This window comes from Actinomadura sp. SCN-SB (genome assembly GCF_043906805.1).
In the GTDB taxonomy this organism is placed as follows: Bacteria; Actinomycetota; Actinomycetes; order Streptosporangiales; family Streptosporangiaceae; genus Spirillospora.
In genome coordinates, this window is sequence record NZ_JBIMPP010000017.1 from 113,308 (window position 1) to 128,860 (window position 15,553).

Sequence of the window (15,553 nt, forward strand, 5' to 3'; positions counted from 1 at the left end):
CGGGCTGGAGGCGGGATGATGGCCGGTCGGGGAGGGCCGGTCGGCGCGTCAGGACGCCGGGCCGGTGACGGCGCCGTCACCGGCGTTCACCGGACCCGCCTGCGGCGGCACCTGGACGGACGGGGACGGGCCCGGGGTCGCGGGAGGCCGCCGCCCCAGCATGTCCACCCAGTTCAGCACCGGGGTCTCCCGGATGACCTTGGTGAAGCTGACGAACTCGCTGGCGGCGTTCAGCCCGGCCAGGCCCGCCAGGACGGCGAGCCGCGGGCCGCGTCCCAGCCGGGTCGCGGCCAGGCCCAGCAGCGCGCCCAGCGCGTTGGAGCCGGTGTCGCCGAGCATGGCGCGTTCGGCCAGGTCCTCGGGGAGCAGCGCGGCGGCGGCGCCCAGCGGGGCCGCCACCACCGCCGACGCGGACGGGGACAGCGCCAGCGGCGTCCCCGCGATCAGCCCCACCTTGATCGCGCGCCCGGGACGCAGGTCGAACAGGTTCATCAGGTTGGCGGACCCCGCGATGATCGCGCCGTTGATCAGCGTGTCGAGAAGCCCGGCCGCCGTCCCGGCGGAGCGGGACGAGGCGGGCGGGCCGGCGACCGCCGCCGCCGCGAGCCCCGTCGCGCCGATCCCCAGGATCTTCACCGCGCCGCTGGTGACCTCACCGCGGGCCAGCGCGCCCAGATGCCCCTTGAAGCCGCGCGAATCCGCGGACCCGGCCAGGTCGTCGTACGCGCCGAGAACGCCCGCGCCCGCGCCCGCCAGCAGCGCGGCGGCGCGCATCCGGCCGCCGGTGCCGGGGGCCAGCAGCCCGGCCGCGGCGGCGCCCGCCACGAACGCGGGACCCTCCAGCAGCGTCACCGGCTCGCCCCGATGGTTGGTGCGGCTCCACGCCTCGGCACCGTCCAGCCCGTTCACCTGTGGGACCAGCGCGCGGTAGGCGGCCCGCGCCGCGACCGCGCCCAAGACCGTGCCCGCCACCAGGCGCGCCACGCGCCCGCCCGACGATCGCGATCGTGTCATGGGCTCACCCGTTCCCTCCGGCGGCGGGCACCGGCGAGGGCAGGTACCCGTTGACTCCCGAGCCCGTCCCGTACCGGCCGGACCGCCCGCTCAGCTCGTTCTGCAGCGCCAGGATCGTCACCACCTGGCCCGAGGCGGTGTCCACGGTGTCCTGGGACGACACAGACTTGACCGTGTCCGAGTCGCGCAGCGCCGCGATCAGCCCGCCCTTCTGCGCGGCGGTGGACGGCCCGCCGACCACCGTGCCGCGTCCCGTGCCGTCCAGGGCCGCCGCCAGCGCCAGCAGCGCCCGGTTGTCGGAGTCGCCGCCCTCGTAGGCGTACAGCGACGAGGGCGCGATCATGACGGCGAGTGTCGCATGCTGGCCGGGCTTGCCGCTGACGGTCACGTAACCCGCCTGCCGGAAACCGCCCAGGACGGACGCGGCCGAGGCGTCCTCCCGTCCCGTCATCGCGCCGTCCCGGGTCACCACGGCGGACGCCAGCACCGCCGCCGCCTTCTCGTAGGGCCCCGAGCCCTCCGGGAACGCCATCGCGGGCGGCCTCAGCTGCGTGGCCAGCTCGTCGATGGTGCCGGTCTGGTTGTCGTCCAGGAACTTCTTCTGGACGGTGACACGGCCGGTCACGGTGGCGCCCGCGCTCTTGGCCAGCGCGCTGAGCTGCTCGATGCTGTCGTTGCTCGCCCCGGGCGTCTCCACGAACACCACCGACTGGCCGTTCAGCCGGTCCGCGACCAGCTGCGGGCCCATCGCCCTGGCGAAGCTCTCGTCGCCCTTGAGCTGGGCCTCCATCCGGGCCTGCGACTGGCGCAGCTCCTCGTTGCTCCTGGCCAGGGACGAGGTCTGCCGTTGCAGGCCCTTGGTCACCGACTGCGACAGCGTGGTGGAGCCCAGGATGATGCCCAGCGCCAGCGCCAGGAAGATCGCGACGATGGAGACGAGGTGGTAACGGAAATCGATCACGTGAAGAGTCCGGTCAGCCAGAAGACGAAGGCGTGCCAGCGGTCCGCCAGCAGCGGCCGGATCACGTCGCCCGCGGGCGACATGAACACGGCGGTGGTCATGGCGATGAACGCGCCGAGCACCAGGAACAGCAGGGACGAGGTGGAGATGCGGCTGCGGTAGAGCTGGCTGACGCCCTTCGGCTCGACCAGCTTGCTGCCCACCCGCTGCCGGGTGAGGAAGGTGCTGGCCATCCCGGCCCGGCCCTTGTCGAGGAACTCCATCATGTTGGCGTGCGTGCCGACCGCGACGATGAGGGTGGCGCCCTTGTCGTCGGCGAGCAGCATCGCGATGTCCTCGCTGGTGGCCGTGGCGGGGAACACCACCGCCTCCCGGTCCAGGGCCTTCACCCGTTCCAGGCCGGGCGCCCGGCCGTCCCGGTAGGCGTGCACGACGATCTCCGCGCCGCAGGTCAGCGCGTTGTCGGAGACCGAGTCCATATCGCCGACGATCATGTCGGGCCGGTAGCCGGCCTCCAGCAGCGCGTCCGCGCCGCCGTCCACCCCGATCAGCACCGGGCGGTGCTCGCGGATGTAGGGGCGCAGCACCGCGATGTCCTCACGGTAGTGGTAGCCGCGCACCACGATCAGCGCGTGCCTGCCCTCGATCCTGGTGCGCACGTCCGGGACGCCGATCCCGTCGATCAGCAGGTCGCGCTCGTGCTTGACGTACTCCACCGTGTTGAGCGCGAACGCTTCGAGCTGGTGCGACAGGCCGGCCTTGGCCTCGGTGAGGGACGCCTCGACGGTCGCGGCGTCCTGCGCGGTGCCCTTGGCGACGACCTCGCCGCCCCGGTACACCACCCCGTCCTCGATCCGGACCACGTCGCCCTCGCTCAGCCGCGCGAAGATCTCCGGGCCCACGTCGTCGATCAGCGGGATGCCCGCGTCGATCAGGATCTGCGGCCCCAGGTTCGGGTACCGGCCGGAGATGCTGGGCGCCACGTTCACCACGGCGGCCACCCCGCAGGACACCAGCGCCTCGGCGCTGACCCTGTCGAGGTCCACATGGTCGATCACGGCGATGTCGCCCGGCTGCAGGCGCTTGGTGAGGTTCTTGGTGCGCCGGTCGAGCCGCACCGTGGCGCCGTTGCGGCCGTCCTCCCGGCCGGGCCGCCAGACCAGCGACCGCAAGGGGCGGCGCCGCCCGGGAAGCCTCACCCGCTTCAGGCCGCCGTTCCACCGCCGCCCGGTCGTGCCGGTGCCGTCCGTGGTGCGTGTGGTCCCGCCGGTCCGGGTGATCTCGGTCGTCTCTCTGATCCCGGTGGTCTCGGTGATCCCGGTGGTCTCGGTGATCCCGGTGGTCTCGGTCGCGGTCCTCCCGGCCGTCAGGTCGGCGCCGGGGTCCGTCTCCGGCTCCGCGACGGGTCGCTGACCTGCGCGCTCGTGCGGCCCGGGGCGCTCGGACGGTTCCGGCGGCCCGGGCGGGCGGGAGCGCCGCTCGGTGATCGGAGACGGGTCGTTCATCACTGCCATCCTGCCAGAGCGCGCGAGCGGACTTCCGCAACGACGAGCGATCAGGCGTGTTCGCTCGCGCACCCTCGACCGCGATCGGGACGTTCCCCGGCGGGGCGGCGCGCTCGGGAAGGCTCGCCGGGATCGCCCAGTGCGTTTCGACGCCCTGGGAGCCGCCCGGGTTCCCCGGCGGCGCCGGCCGCGGCCCCGGCGAGGTCGTCCGGACAGGGAGGCTATCGCTCCTGGGCGGCGAGTTCGAGCAGTTCCTCGGCGTGGGCGCGGCCGAGCTCGGAGTCCTCCAGGCCGGCCAGCATCCGGGACAGCTCGCGCACCCGCCCCTCCCGGTCGAGGGCGGTGACGCCGCTGCGGGTGACGGTGCCGTCGTCGGACTTCTCCACCAGCAGATGCTGGTCGGCGAACGCCGCGACCTGCGGAAGGTGTGTGACGACGATCACCTGGGCGTTGCGCGCGAGCCGTGCCAGGCGCCGCCCGATCTCCACGGCGGCCTTGCCGCCCACACCCGCGTCGACCTCGTCGAACACGAACGTCGGCACGGGGTCGGCGCCCGCGAACACCACCTCGATCGCCAGCATCACCCGGGACAGCTCGCCGCCCGAGGCGCCCTTGTGCAGGGGCAGCGGCTTGGCCCCGGGATGCGGGGCGAGCCGCACCTCCACCTCGTCCGCGCCGTGCGGTCCGTACTCGCCGGTCGGGGTCACCGCGACATCGACCCTCGCGTGCGGCATGGCCAGCGCGGTCAGCTCCTCGGTGACGGCGGCGGAGAACCGCTCGGCCGCCGCGGTCCGGACCGCGGTCAGCTCGGCCGCCTCCCTCTCCAGCCGTTCGGTCAGCTCGGCGTGCTCGGCGCGCAGGCCCTCGATCCGGTCGTCGTCGCCCTCCAGCTCGGTGAGCCGCGCCGCGGCCGTCCGCGCCCACTCCAGCACCTCGTTCAGCGACTGCCCGTACTTGCGGGTCAGCCCGGTCAGCTCGGCGCGGCGCTCCTGGACGACCGCCAGCCGCGCCGGGTCGGCGTCGATCGACTCGGCGTAGGCGGCCAGCTCGGTGGCCACGTCGGAGACCAGGTAGCCGGCCTCGGCGAGCCGGTCGGCCAGCGCGGCCAGGGCCGGGTCATGGTCGCGGACGGCGTCCAGCGCGTTGCGCGCGGTGCCCAGCAGGCTCACCACGTTCGCGGCCTCGAACGCGGCGGACGGGTCGCCCAGCAGCGCCTCGTGCGCGCCGTCGGCGGCGCCGCGCAGGGCGTCGGCGTGCCCGAGCCGGTCCTCCTCGGCCGCCAGCTCCTCGTCCTCGCCCGGCTTCGGATCGGCCTTCTCGATCTCCTCCAGGCCGAACCGGAGCACGTCGGCCTCCTGCCGCCGCTCCTTCGCCCGGGTCGTCAGCTCCTCCAGCAGCGCGGTGACCTTGCGGTGCCGGTCGTAGGTCGCGGTGTAGGCGCGCAGCGGCCCGGCCACGGCCTCGCCCGCGTACCGGTCCAGCGCGCCCCGCTGGCGGCCCGCCTGCAGGAGCCGCTGCTGGTCGGACTGGCCGTGCACCGCCACCAGCTCGTCCGCCAGGTTGATCAGCAGGCTGACCGGGACGGACCGGCCGCCGAGGAAGGCGCGGGACCGGCCCTCGGCCGACACCGACCGGGTCACGATCAGGGCCCCGTCGTCCAGCTCCCCGCCGGCCTCTTCGACCCGCTCGGCCACCCGGCCGCCCGGTTCCACCACGATCCGGCCCTCGACCGTGGCCCGCTCCGCGCCCGGCCGGACCCGCTGCGGGTCGGCGCGGCCGCCGAACAGCAGTCCCAGGCTGGTGACCACCATGGTCTTGCCCGCCCCGGTCTCACCGGTGACGACGTTGAACCCAGGGGACAGATCGAGCACGGCCTCGTCGATCACACCGAGGCCCTCGATCCGCACCTCATCGACCATCGGACGCACCAGCGTCACAACCCCTCGCAAAACCAGTCCCGGTATGGCGCCTCGGTGGTGAGGTTATCGCCCCTCCAGGCCCCGCGGATGTCCGCCCAGGTCACGGCCGTCCGGCAGGATCGTCCCGGCCCGGGTCGTGCAGCGGGGGCGGCGGGACGGCGTCGCGGACACGGCTTCGCCCGCGGCCGCGCCAGCCCGTCACCGGCAGCCCGAACTTGGTCACCAGCCGGTCGGTGAACGGGATCGGGTGCAGCCGCGCGAGCCGGACCGGCTCGGCGCCCCTGCGCACCTCCACGCGCGCGCCGGGCGGCAGGTCGAGGGTGCGGCGGCCGTCGCACCACAGCACCGCGCGCGGCGTGTCCGGCAGCACCTCGATCGCCACCGCCGACCGGGGCGACACCACCAGCGGGCGCGCGAACAGGGCGTGCGCGCTGATGGGGACGACCAGCATCGCCTCCACCTCGGGCCACACCACCGGGCCGCCCGCGGAGAACGCGTACGCGGTCGAGCCGGTCGGGGTGGCGCACACCACCCCGTCGCAGCCCCAGGCCGACAGGGGGCGGCCGTCGATCTCGGCGACGACCTCCAGCATCCGCTCCCGTTCGGCCTTCTCCACGGTGACCTCGTTCAGGGCCCAGGTGTTCCAGCCGCCGCCGTTCAGCCGGACCTCGACGTCGATGGTCATCCGTTCCTCGACCTCGAAGCGGCGGCTGACGACCCGGTCGACGGTCGCGGTGAGGTCCTCCCGCTCGGCCTCGGCCAGGAACCCCACGTGCCCGAGGTTGACCCCGAGCAGCGGGGTTCCGGCGGGCCGCGCCAGGTCGGCGGCGCGCAGCAGCGTCCCGTCGCCGCCGAGCACGATCACGACCTCGGCCTCCTCGGCCGCCGCGTCGCCCGGCCGGACGTCCACGTCGGCGCGGCCGATGTCCCGTGCCTCGTTCTCGAGCATCCGCACCGTGATGCCCGCCTGGGTGAGACGCTCGATCACCAGCTGCGCGCTCCGCACGGCCTCGGGCCGTCCCGTATGGGTGACGACCAGCACCGATCTCTCACCCATGCACACGCTCCGTTGTAACGTTCACGCCCGCTTCTACGTCCGGCACGGCGCTCAGGATCACTGCGGCCCCTCGGCGACCGCGCGTTCCAGGTCGGCCTCGTCCAAAGGCGGCGCTCCGGCCCGCAGCCACAGGAAGTACTCCACGTTCCCGGCCGGGCCGGGAAGCGGGCTCGCGGTCACTCCCAGCACGCCCAGGCCCAGGGTCGCCGCGTGCTCCGCCACACCGCGCACCGCGTCGGCCCGCAACCCGGGGTCGCGTACGACGCCGCCCGCGCCCACACGGTCCTTGCCCACCTCGAACTGGGGTTTGACCATCATCGCGTAATCGGCGCCCGGCTCCACGCAGCGCCGGATGGGCTCCAGCACCAGGCGCAGCGAGATGAACGACAGGTCGGCCACCACTAACCCCGGCGGCTCCGCCTCGGGCTGCCCCAGCATCTCGGGGGTCAGGTCGCGGACGTTGGTCCGTTCGAGGACGGTCACCCGGTCGTCGGTGCGCAGCGACCAGGCGATCTGGGCCCGTCCCACGTCCACCGCGTAGACGTGCGCGGCCCCGGCCCGCAGCAGCACGTCGGTGAACCCGCCGGTGGACGCGCCCGCGTCGAGGCAGATCCGGCCCGCGACCTTGAGATCGGAGAACGCCTCCAGCGCGCCCGCCAGCTTGTGCCCGCCCCGCGAGACGTACTCGGGACCGGCGTCGGCGGTGTCCACGACGATCGCCGCTCCCGCCTCGACCTGCGTGGCGGCCTTGCCGGCCGGCCGCCCTCCGACCCGTACCCGGCCATCGGCGATCAGTTCGGCGGCGTGCTCGCGGGACCGGGCCAGGCGGCGCCGGACCAGCTCGGCGTCCAGCCTGCGGCGCGTCATGTCCGCCGACCGTGCCCCTCCGGCGGCGCGCCCTGCCCTGCCATGGCCGTCCGCCACGCGCCGGCGGGCCGGGGGACGGGCGGCCGGGGCTCCTCCTGCTGGTCCGCGGAGGCCAGCAGTTCCTGGAGCCGCTGATGTATCTCCTCGAAGACCGCCACGTGCTCGGCCACCGGCGCCGTGTTCAGCTCGCCGAGCCGGGCCAGCACCTCGTCCACCCGGGGGTCTCCGGTCGGCTCCACCACCACCGTCTCGCCCGGACGCGGGGACGGGATCACGGGCGTCGCGGGGGGCGGGCCGGGGAGCCTCCCGGCGCTCTCCGTACCGGCGGGTGGCGGGAAGGGCGGGGGCGGCTCCTCCACGGGCTCCCCCGCCGCCTCGTCGGACATGCTCGTCTCCTCCCAGAGGGCCCCATCAAAGGCTCCATCGAAGGTCTCATCGTCTATGGCGAGTCGCTTCGGGCCCAGTCAGAACGCTACCGTCCCTTCACGACATCGTTGTCGATCGAACGGGGAACAGCCTGACCATGGCGAACGAGGAGGAGTGCCGCGGCGCGCTCGACCGGATCTCGCGGCGTCTCGCGGAGGTGGACGGCGACCGGCTGGCCGAGCACATCGTCGAGCGGACGATCAGCTGCCGGATCACCGATCTGCGGCTCGCCTACCTGACGAGGATCCACGCGGGCGGCCTTGACCCGTTCGAGCTCACCGACACGCCCGAGGACGCCCAGGTCAGGCTGACGGTGGCGAGCGACGACCTGGTCGCGCTCGCGCATGACGAGCTGAACCCCGCCAAGGCGTGGGCGAGCGGCCGCCTCAAGATCGAGGCGAGTTTCCTGGACCTGCTGCGGCTGCGCAAGCTGCTCTGACCGCTCCCCGTAAGGGGAACGAAGTCAATGCCGGGACGGGCCACCGTCGAACAGCCGCCGCAGAGCCGTGCTCAGGGCCGCCGCCGGTGGCGGTATCTCACGGCTCCAGGCGGCTCCGGCCAGCGCCCTCAGCCCGTCGTAGGCATCGCCGTCGCCGGTCAACTCCACCTGGTCACGCTTCCAGCGGGCCGTCCAGCCCGCGCAACGGAAGCCTCCGTCCTCGACCCTCACCCCCGGATGCGGGACGAGCAGGCCGGTCAGGTCAGGGGCGAGATAGGTCGGGCGTTGATGAGGCGGGGCGGTCAGGACGTCCATCGGGTCGGTCACGCCCGTGAACACCAGCAGGCTGTCGGACCCGCCGTTGTAAGCGCCCTCGATGTCGGTGTCGAGCCGGTCGCCCACCACCAGCGGCCGCCGCGCACCCGTACGCAGGGTCGACTCATGGTGAAGGATCCGCTCGGGTTTGCCCGTGACGATGGGTTCCACCCCGGTGGCCGCGGTGATGACCCTGAGAAGCGCCCCATTGCCGGGCTGGATCCGCCCGCCGCCTCCGGGGATCGTGAGGTCCCCGTTGGAGCCCACGAACAGCGCACCGTCCCGTACGGCCCTGGCGCCTTCCGCGATCAAGCCGTAGGACAGCCTGGGGTCGTACCCCTGCACCACCGCGGCAGGGCGTTCCGAGGCCACGGACACAGGTCGCAGCCCCTGCTCGTACAGCGCCTGCCGCAACCCCATGCCACCGACGACCAGCACCTTGGAACCCGCGGGCAGCCGCTCCGCGAGCAGGCGAGCCGCCGCCTGCGCCGAGGTGACGACGTCCTCCGCCCCTGCGGGCACGCCCACGTCCGTCAGGATCGACGCGACCGCCGAGGGCGTCCGCGAGGCGTTGTTGGTGACGAACGCGAGCCGCTGACCTGCGGCACGGGCCTTCTCCAGCGCTTCGACCGCTTTGGGGACGGCCTTGTATCCGATGTAGACGACACCGTCGAGATCGAGCAGGGCCACGTCGTAGGTCTCATTCAGCGGGCGGTCACTGCTCTTCATCGCGTCCATCGCGGCATCGTACGAAAGGCCCCGAGAGCCCTCCTTAGTGCACCCTGCTCACCAGCCTGCTCACCAGGCTGCTCACCGGCGGAATTTCAGCGTGGCGCGGGCGTGACGCAGCGCGTTGGCGTAGTCCTTGTTCTCCGGGCGCATGGCGGCGGCGAGCGCCAGCGGTTCCACCGCTCGCTCGAACTGGCCTAAGCGGCTCAGCGAAAGACCCAGGCCGAACAGGGCGTAATCCTCGGCCGGGTCCTCCTCGACGATGCTCCGGAAATTGTCGGCGGCCTCCTGGAACTGCCGCGCCCCGTACTGCGCGCGGGCCAGGGCCTCACGGATCGAACGCGAGCGGGGCTCCGCCTCCGCCGCCCGCGACAGCACCTGGACGGCGGCCGCCGCGCTCCCCGATCTCAGCAGCCGCAGACCACGCGTGTACCACTCGTACACCCCGCCGCCCGGCCCGGCGGGGTCGGGATGCCCACTCGGATCGCCGCCGGTGGAATCGTCCGCCCGTCCCGATCCTTGAACCTTCATGTGGACCTCCCATCGGACGCCGAGCATCCCTCGCTGGCTAGCATGCCCACGGTGGACGGCGATCTCCCCTCCGGGCCGACTCCGGAGGAGTTCAGCGCCCGGATCTTCGGGACGACGGCCCCTCGCTCCGGGGCGGGCCTTGAGCTGGCGCCGTTCCGCGGCGTCCGGTTCGCCCCCTCGATCGACCCCGAGGCGGTGACCAGCCCCCCGTACGACCTGCTGGACCGCGAGCAGGTCGAGCGGCTGAAGGCGGGCGGGGGCCACAACATCGTCCGGATCACGCTCCCCACCGACTACGGCGAGGCGGCCGCCACCCTCCGGCGCTGGCTGGACGACGGGTCCCTCGTCCGCGACCCCGACCCGGCGCTCTACGTCTACGAGACCGCGGGTCAGCGCGGCCTCATCGGCGCCGTGGGCCTGCGTCCCGAGAGCGACCGGGTGATCCTCCCGCACGAGAACGTCTATCCCGGACCCGTGCGCGACCGGCTCGCTTTGATGATCGAGACCCGCGCCAACCTGGAGCCGATCTTCCTGGTGTACGAGGGCGGCGGGGACGCCTCGCAGATCATCGACGAGGCGGTCGACGGCTCACCGCTCATGGACTTCCACACCGGTGACCAGCGGCACCGGCTCTGGCGCATCACCGACCCGGCGCTGCACGCCCGTATCGCCGCGGACCTGGACCACCGGCAGGCCCTCATCGCCGACGGCCACCACCGCTACGCCACCTACCGGGCCCTGCAAGCGCGCCACAACGACACGCCCTTGGACAGCCCCACCCCGCCGAGGTCCGGCAACCCCTGGGACTACGGCCTCGCCCTGCTGGTCGATTCCACGCGTTACCCGCCCCACCTGGGCGCCATCCACCGCGTCCTGCCGAGCCTCCCGCCCGAGAGAGCCCTCCGGCTGGCCGCCAAAGCCTTCGAGACGACCCGGCTCTCCTGGCCGGAAGCCCTGCCCACCCTGAAGAGCGCCGATGGCCCGGCGTTCCTTCTCGCGGGCGGCGAGTCACCCTACCTGCTCACGAATCCCGCCCCGGCCTACCTCGAACGCACCATGCCCGCGCAGCACTCCGCACGCTGGCGCCACCTCTCCACGGCCGTACTGGACCACCTCCTGATCAGGCACCTCTGGCGGGTGCCCGAGGACGAACAGAGCGTCGACGTCGTCCACGACGACCCGCTGCTGGCCCTGAACCGCGCCCGCCACACCGGCGGCACCGCGGTGATCCTCAACCCCCTCAAGGTCGAGGAAGTCCTGGCCATAGCCGCCCAAGGCGAACGCGTCCCGCGGAAGTCCACCTCCTTCGGCCCCAAACCTCGGACGGGTCTGGTCCTGCGGCTCCTCTCCCAACCCTGACCGTGGAAGGCCCCGCGGATTGTGGATGGCCGGTCGGCGCGCGATGATCGCCGGATGGAGTCCACGGTCACACCCCTCGGTGGCGGCGTCTACGAGATCGACACGCGGATGGCGGGCTACCCCGGCATCACGGCGGGATACCTGATCCTTTCGGATCGGCCATGCCTGGTGGAGCCGGGCACGGCCGGTTCCGCACCGGTCGTGCGGCGGGCGCTGGACGAGTTGGGCGTCGGCGCCGCCGATCTGGCGACGGTCGTGGTCACCCACATTCACCTGGACCACGCGGGCGGTGTGGGCGACATCGCCGAAATGTATCCCGAGGCGCAAGTCGTGGTGCATGAGAAGGGCGCGCGGCACCTGGCGTCGCCCGAGCGGCTCATGCGCAGCGCCAGGATGGTCTACGGGGACAAGCTCGACACGCTGTTCGGCGAGCTGAAACCCACGGAACAGGCCAGGATCCACGCCGTCGAGGAGACCGGGGTCATCGACCTGGGCGGGGGCAGGCGGCTGGAGTCCTACTACTCCCCCGGGCATGCCAAGCACCACGTCGGCCTGCTGGACTCCCAGACCGGCGACCTGTACGTGGGCGATGCCGTCGGCGTCTACATACCGGAGACCAAGGATCTGAGACCGGCCACGCCACCCCCGGACTTCGACCTGGAGACGGCGCTCGGCTCGCTCCGCAAGTTCCGGGAACTGGGACCCCAGCGCCTGCTGTTCGCCCACTACGGTCCGGTGGCGGAGGTGGACGACACGCTGGAGCGGTCCGCGGAGGAGCTGAGGATCTGGGTGGACATGGTGAAGGACGCGCGGGACGCGGGCCTGGACCTGGACCACGCGGTGGCGATGGTGCGTGACCGCACCCGGGAGCGCTACGCCTTCGACTGGGACGCGGCAGACCCCGGGCAGACCGCGAAGTACGAGATCCTCGAAGGCACGGAGTCCAACGTCCAGGGCATCATGCACGCCCTGGACCGGCAGGACCGGTAAGGGCGAGCTGGGACCCAGTGCCGCCCGTCCCGAATCGGCCCCGGGCGGCGGCTGCGGGTCAGTAGCGGAGTCAGTGACCGGGTCAGTGGCGGAAGGGGCCGGTCACCTCGTAGGTGTAGCCGTCCGTGCCTGCGGACACGCCGCTCTCACCGCGCTGGGAGGAGAAGTACAGGCGGGTCCCATCGGGTGAGAAGGCCGGGCCGGTGATCTCGGACTCCTCGTGTCCGAGGACGCGCAGGAAGGGCGCGACCGTGCCGTCCGGCGTGATGAGGTTGATCTCCATGTTGCCGCCGTCCTCGGCGACGAACAGGTCCCCGGAGGCGGCGCCGGTGATGTTGTCCACACCCGTCAACGGCGGTTCTCCGCCGGTCACCAGGTCGTCGTCGTACGCCAGGTCGAGCCTCTGGGCGGCCGCGTCGTACGCCCAGACACGGTTGTCGCCCTTGGTGGTGAAGTAGCAGATGCCGTTCGTGTAGTAGCAGCCCTCGCCACCGTCGAACCGCATCGCTCCGGACACCTGCTCGCGGGTGGGCGTTATCCAGAGGCGGGGCGAGGGGACCCGCGCCCAGGTGACGGGGCCTGTGCCCGAGCCCAGCAGCACTTCGAGGGTGCCCTCGCTCAGGTCGCCCCAGGTCTGCGGACGGAACCGGTAGAAGCATCCGTCCGACTGGTCCTCGGTGAGGTAGATGACCCCGCGCTCTGGGTCGCAGGCGGCGGCCTCATGCTTGAACCGGCCCATGGCCGGGCGTGCCCTGGCCGGCTGCTGGCCGCGCGGGTCCGTCTCGTGCACCAGGCCGATGTCGTGCTCCTCGCAGGACAGCCACGTGCCCCAAGGGGTGGCGCCACCGGCACAGTTGATGCTGGTGCCGAGCAGGATGCGGTACGCGGACGTGACCGTGCCGTCCGCAGCGAAACGTATGGCGGAGGCGCCACCTACCAGGGGCACCTCGGAATTGCTGACATAGATCCAGCCGTCGCCATCGCGGAAGCACGCGCCGCCGTCCGGCGCGGGGTGCCAGATGTACCGCGTATTCGGCACGCGCCGCAGCGAGCGGGCGACGATGCGGCTGGTGAACCCGGCGGGGAGCTGAACGCCGTTCGCGTCGGCCGGCAGCAGGCCCCCGTACGGGCCGGGGCCGGGCTGAGCGGACCCGGCCAAAGCCCGCTGCCACAGCGCGCCCGAAAAGGCGGCCGTGCCACCGGCGACCGCGGCGGCCCTGAGGAAGACACGTCGGTTCAAGGGGGTGGGCATGACGCACCTCACGAGATCGTCCCGATTCCGAGGGAGTCGATCAGCGGTCGATGACCCCCTCACCCCCGAAATTCCACGACCTCGTGAATATCAGGCGAATCACCCAGACCGGTCAAGGCTTCCGTATCAAGGCTTCGTCTCAGGCGCCTGCTCGCCGGACTCCCCGTCGCCGCCATGGGCCGGAGGGCCGGCGGCGCCGTCCTCGGGCGCGTCCCGATCGGCCTCCTGCGGCTCCAGGAAGACCGTTGGCGCCTCGGGCACCTCCGGGGAGGGTTGATGGCCCTCGACCTCGCCCGGACCCGCCGGCGGCGTTTCTGGGGCCTCGACCGGCGGCGCCGCCTTGAACTCGATCGCGGTCGGGCCGGGAGCGTCGCGCTCCGCCCCGACGTCGCCGGGTTCCCGCCGCGCCGGATCACCGGCGTCCGCCTCAGCCTCGGCCGGGGTGCCGGGCGCCTCGGGGACGTCACCGGCGGCGGAACCCTCCTGAGACGGCGCCGCGTCGACGTCCTCGGGCTCGGCTCCTTCAGTGGACGCGGGCGCCTCGTCCTCGTCCTCTTCGGTGTCGAGGATGTGCAGCCCCTCAAGCTCCGCGTACCGTTCGGCGGCGTCGGTGTCGCCTTCACGGTCGGCCGCCGCGGCCCGAGCGAACCATTCGGCGGCCTCGTCCCGGCGATCGGCGTCCACCAACGCGTCGGCGTAGGCGTAGAAGAGCCGTGCCGACCACGGCCGCAACCGCCGGTCCCTGAGCTCGGGCACCTGCAACGTGACCACGGCCGCGTCGTACTGACCCAGGTCACGCCGCGCACCCGACTCCACGATGCGCAGCTCCACCCGCCCCGCCTGGTCGAGCTTCTTCGCCTCCGGCGCCTTGGCGAGGTCCAACGCGCGTTCGGGGCGCCCCAGGCCGCGCTCACAGTCCGCCATGATCGGGAGGTAGGAGTCCTCCGCCGTGCTCAGGCGGCGAGCCGCCCGCAACTCGGCGAGAGCGTCCGCCCACTCCCCCGCGTGATACGCCGCGATGCCGGTGGCCTCACGCACCAGCCCGACCCGCGAAGCGACACGGCGAGCCGCCTTGGCGTGCCGGTACGCGGTCTCGGGATCCTCCTCCGCGAGCCGTCCCGCCATCACCAGGTGACGCGCGACGCGCGACGCCAGGTCCCGGGGCAGCGTGCGCAGCTCCTCCCGCGCCTCCGCGTCCAGTTCCTCACCGGTCACATCATCGGGCAGCAGCGGGTCGTCGTGCTTCGGCGCGGGCCGTTCCTGCGCCTGGAAGCCCTCACGGCGCCGCGAGGGCGACGGGCCATGGGCACGCTTGCCACCGCCCCCTTGCCCCTGCCGAGGACCGCGCGCACCGTAACGCTTGTCACGACCGCCCTCGAAGCGGCGTCCGCCTCCAGGACGGTCATCACGGCGCGGCCGGTCGCTCCGTGGCGGCCGGTCATCGCGACTCTGCCGTTCCGGACGCTCGTAGCGGTCCGTACCGCGCTGCCGGTCGTCCCGCCGAGCGGAGAAATCGCGCTGGGGACGGCCATCACGCCCCCTCGGGCCGCCCTCGGAAGCACGCTCGTCGCGGCGTCCTGGGCGGTCGTCCCTGCGGGACCTGTCATCTCGCGAAGGGCGGGCGGCACCGTCCCTACGGGGCCCGCCACTGCGGCCCTTGAAGCCGCCACCGGTCGGGCCTCCTTGGGGGCGCCGCTGGAATCCCCCGGCTCCCTGGGGACCGCCTGCGGGACGCTTTCCACGCGGGCCTCCAGTGGGAGACCCATCCCGTCCACGGGATCCGGGCTGCGCGCCGCCCGAGCCCTGGCGCTCATCCGGACGCCTGAACGGCCGGTCAGGTCGGCGGTCATCCCGCCCACCGCGCTGACGGTCCTTCCAACCACCGCCCGAACCAGGACGGCCCGTGCCGGACGAGCGGCCCCGGTCGCCACCAGAGCCGCGGTCCTGCCTGCCGCCGCCCTTGCGGTACCCAGGACCGCCATTTCGGGCGTCGTTCCCGCGGCGAGGTGGCTTACCCCGTCCCCCGTCGTTGCCACGCCGCTCGCGGTTCTCGTCGCTGCGGCCGTCCTCTTCCGCGCTCATCACGTCCGTCACTGTTCTCGGTGGTTGTAGACCTGCGCCTCATTCTGGCAGGTCCAAGACACGCGTCGAGGGCCGCCCCGAAAGGGGGCGACCCTCGACCAATATAT

At 73.0% G+C, this 15,553-nt stretch carries 14 protein-coding genes; 3 read left to right on the forward strand and 11 right to left on the reverse strand.

The annotated features are described in order from the left end of the window. Positions 1-48: 48 nt before the first annotated feature. From ACGWYJ_RS14205 to ACGWYJ_RS14235, 7 genes are all read right to left on the reverse strand, one after another. On the reverse strand, positions 49-1,014 hold the full coding sequence (locus ACGWYJ_RS14205) for a hypothetical protein (protein WP_395106392.1): 966 nt from the start codon (positions 1,012-1,014) through the stop codon (positions 49-51). A 4-nt stretch (positions 1,015-1,018) separates the two neighbouring features. Next, on the reverse strand, positions 1,019-1,975 hold the full coding sequence (locus tag ACGWYJ_RS14210; protein ID WP_395106393.1) for a copper transporter: 957 nt from the start codon (positions 1,973-1,975) through the stop codon (positions 1,019-1,021). Continuing rightward, positions 1,972-3,147 (reverse strand): putative cytokinetic ring protein SteA, encoded by a 1,176-nt coding sequence (gene steA, locus ACGWYJ_RS14215; protein WP_395106410.1) that lies wholly within the window; start codon positions 3,145-3,147, stop codon positions 1,972-1,974. Before steA ends, ACGWYJ_RS14210 begins: the two co-directional genes overlap by 4 nt. Before the next feature lie 554 nt (positions 3,148-3,701). After that, positions 3,702-5,399: a DNA repair protein RecN gene (recN, locus tag ACGWYJ_RS14220; protein ID WP_395106394.1), complete on the reverse strand. Its 1,698-nt coding sequence runs from the start codon at positions 5,397-5,399 to the stop codon at positions 3,702-3,704. A 100-nt stretch (positions 5,400-5,499) separates the two neighbouring features. Further along, the gene (locus ACGWYJ_RS14225) at positions 5,500-6,456 is read right to left on the reverse strand and encodes an NAD kinase (protein ID WP_395106395.1); all 957 of its coding nucleotides are present in this window, start codon (positions 6,454-6,456) and stop codon (positions 5,500-5,502) included. Positions 6,457-6,513: 57 nt separating this feature from the next. Beyond that, positions 6,514-7,323, reverse strand: coding sequence for a TlyA family RNA methyltransferase (locus tag ACGWYJ_RS14230; RefSeq protein ID WP_395106396.1), 810 nt, complete (start codon positions 7,321-7,323; stop codon positions 6,514-6,516). Then, on the reverse strand, positions 7,320-7,709 hold the full coding sequence (locus tag ACGWYJ_RS14235) for a hypothetical protein (protein ID WP_395106397.1): 390 nt from the start codon (positions 7,707-7,709) through the stop codon (positions 7,320-7,322). The genes ACGWYJ_RS14230 and ACGWYJ_RS14235 overlap by 4 nt, the downstream gene beginning before the upstream one ends. Positions 7,710-7,846: 137 nt before the next feature. On the opposite strand from ACGWYJ_RS14235, the gene ACGWYJ_RS14240 reads away from it, so the two are divergent. Then, positions 7,847-8,188, forward strand: coding sequence for an SCP2 sterol-binding domain-containing protein (locus ACGWYJ_RS14240; RefSeq protein ID WP_395106398.1), 342 nt, complete (start codon positions 7,847-7,849; stop codon positions 8,186-8,188). A 24-nt stretch (positions 8,189-8,212) separates the two neighbouring features. Here ACGWYJ_RS14240 and ACGWYJ_RS14245 read toward each other — a convergent pair whose 3' ends face one another. Both ACGWYJ_RS14245 and ACGWYJ_RS14250 read right to left on the reverse strand, forming a co-directional pair. Further along, positions 8,213-9,232 (reverse strand): HAD-IIA family hydrolase, encoded by a 1,020-nt coding sequence (locus tag ACGWYJ_RS14245; RefSeq protein WP_395106411.1) that lies wholly within the window; start codon positions 9,230-9,232, stop codon positions 8,213-8,215. An 81-nt stretch (positions 9,233-9,313) separates the two neighbouring features. Then, a complete protein-coding gene (locus ACGWYJ_RS14250; protein WP_395106399.1) occupies positions 9,314-9,763 on the reverse strand; it encodes a tetratricopeptide repeat protein in 450 nt (149 codons plus the stop codon). 42 nt (positions 9,764-9,805) lie between these two features. On the opposite strand from ACGWYJ_RS14250, the gene ACGWYJ_RS14255 reads away from it, so the two are divergent. Continuing rightward, a complete protein-coding gene (locus tag ACGWYJ_RS14255; protein ID WP_395106400.1) occupies positions 9,806-11,122 on the forward strand; it encodes a DUF1015 family protein in 1,317 nt (438 codons plus the stop codon). A 54-nt stretch (positions 11,123-11,176) separates the two neighbouring features. Beyond that, the gene (locus ACGWYJ_RS14260; RefSeq protein WP_395106401.1) at positions 11,177-12,112 is read left to right on the forward strand and encodes an MBL fold metallo-hydrolase; all 936 of its coding nucleotides are present in this window, start codon (positions 11,177-11,179) and stop codon (positions 12,110-12,112) included. A gap of 82 nt (positions 12,113-12,194) precedes the next feature. Here ACGWYJ_RS14260 and ACGWYJ_RS14265 read toward each other — a convergent pair whose 3' ends face one another. Together ACGWYJ_RS14265 and ACGWYJ_RS14270 are read right to left on the reverse strand one after the other, a co-directional pair. Then, entirely contained in the window at positions 12,195-13,352 is a 1,158-nt protein-coding gene (locus ACGWYJ_RS14265; RefSeq protein ID WP_395106402.1) for an alkaline phosphatase PhoX, read from the reverse strand. Positions 13,353-13,490: 138 nt separating this feature from the next. Continuing rightward, entirely contained in the window at positions 13,491-14,579 is a 1,089-nt protein-coding gene (locus ACGWYJ_RS14270) for a hypothetical protein (protein WP_395106403.1), read from the reverse strand. Positions 14,580-15,553: the final 974 nt, after the last annotated feature.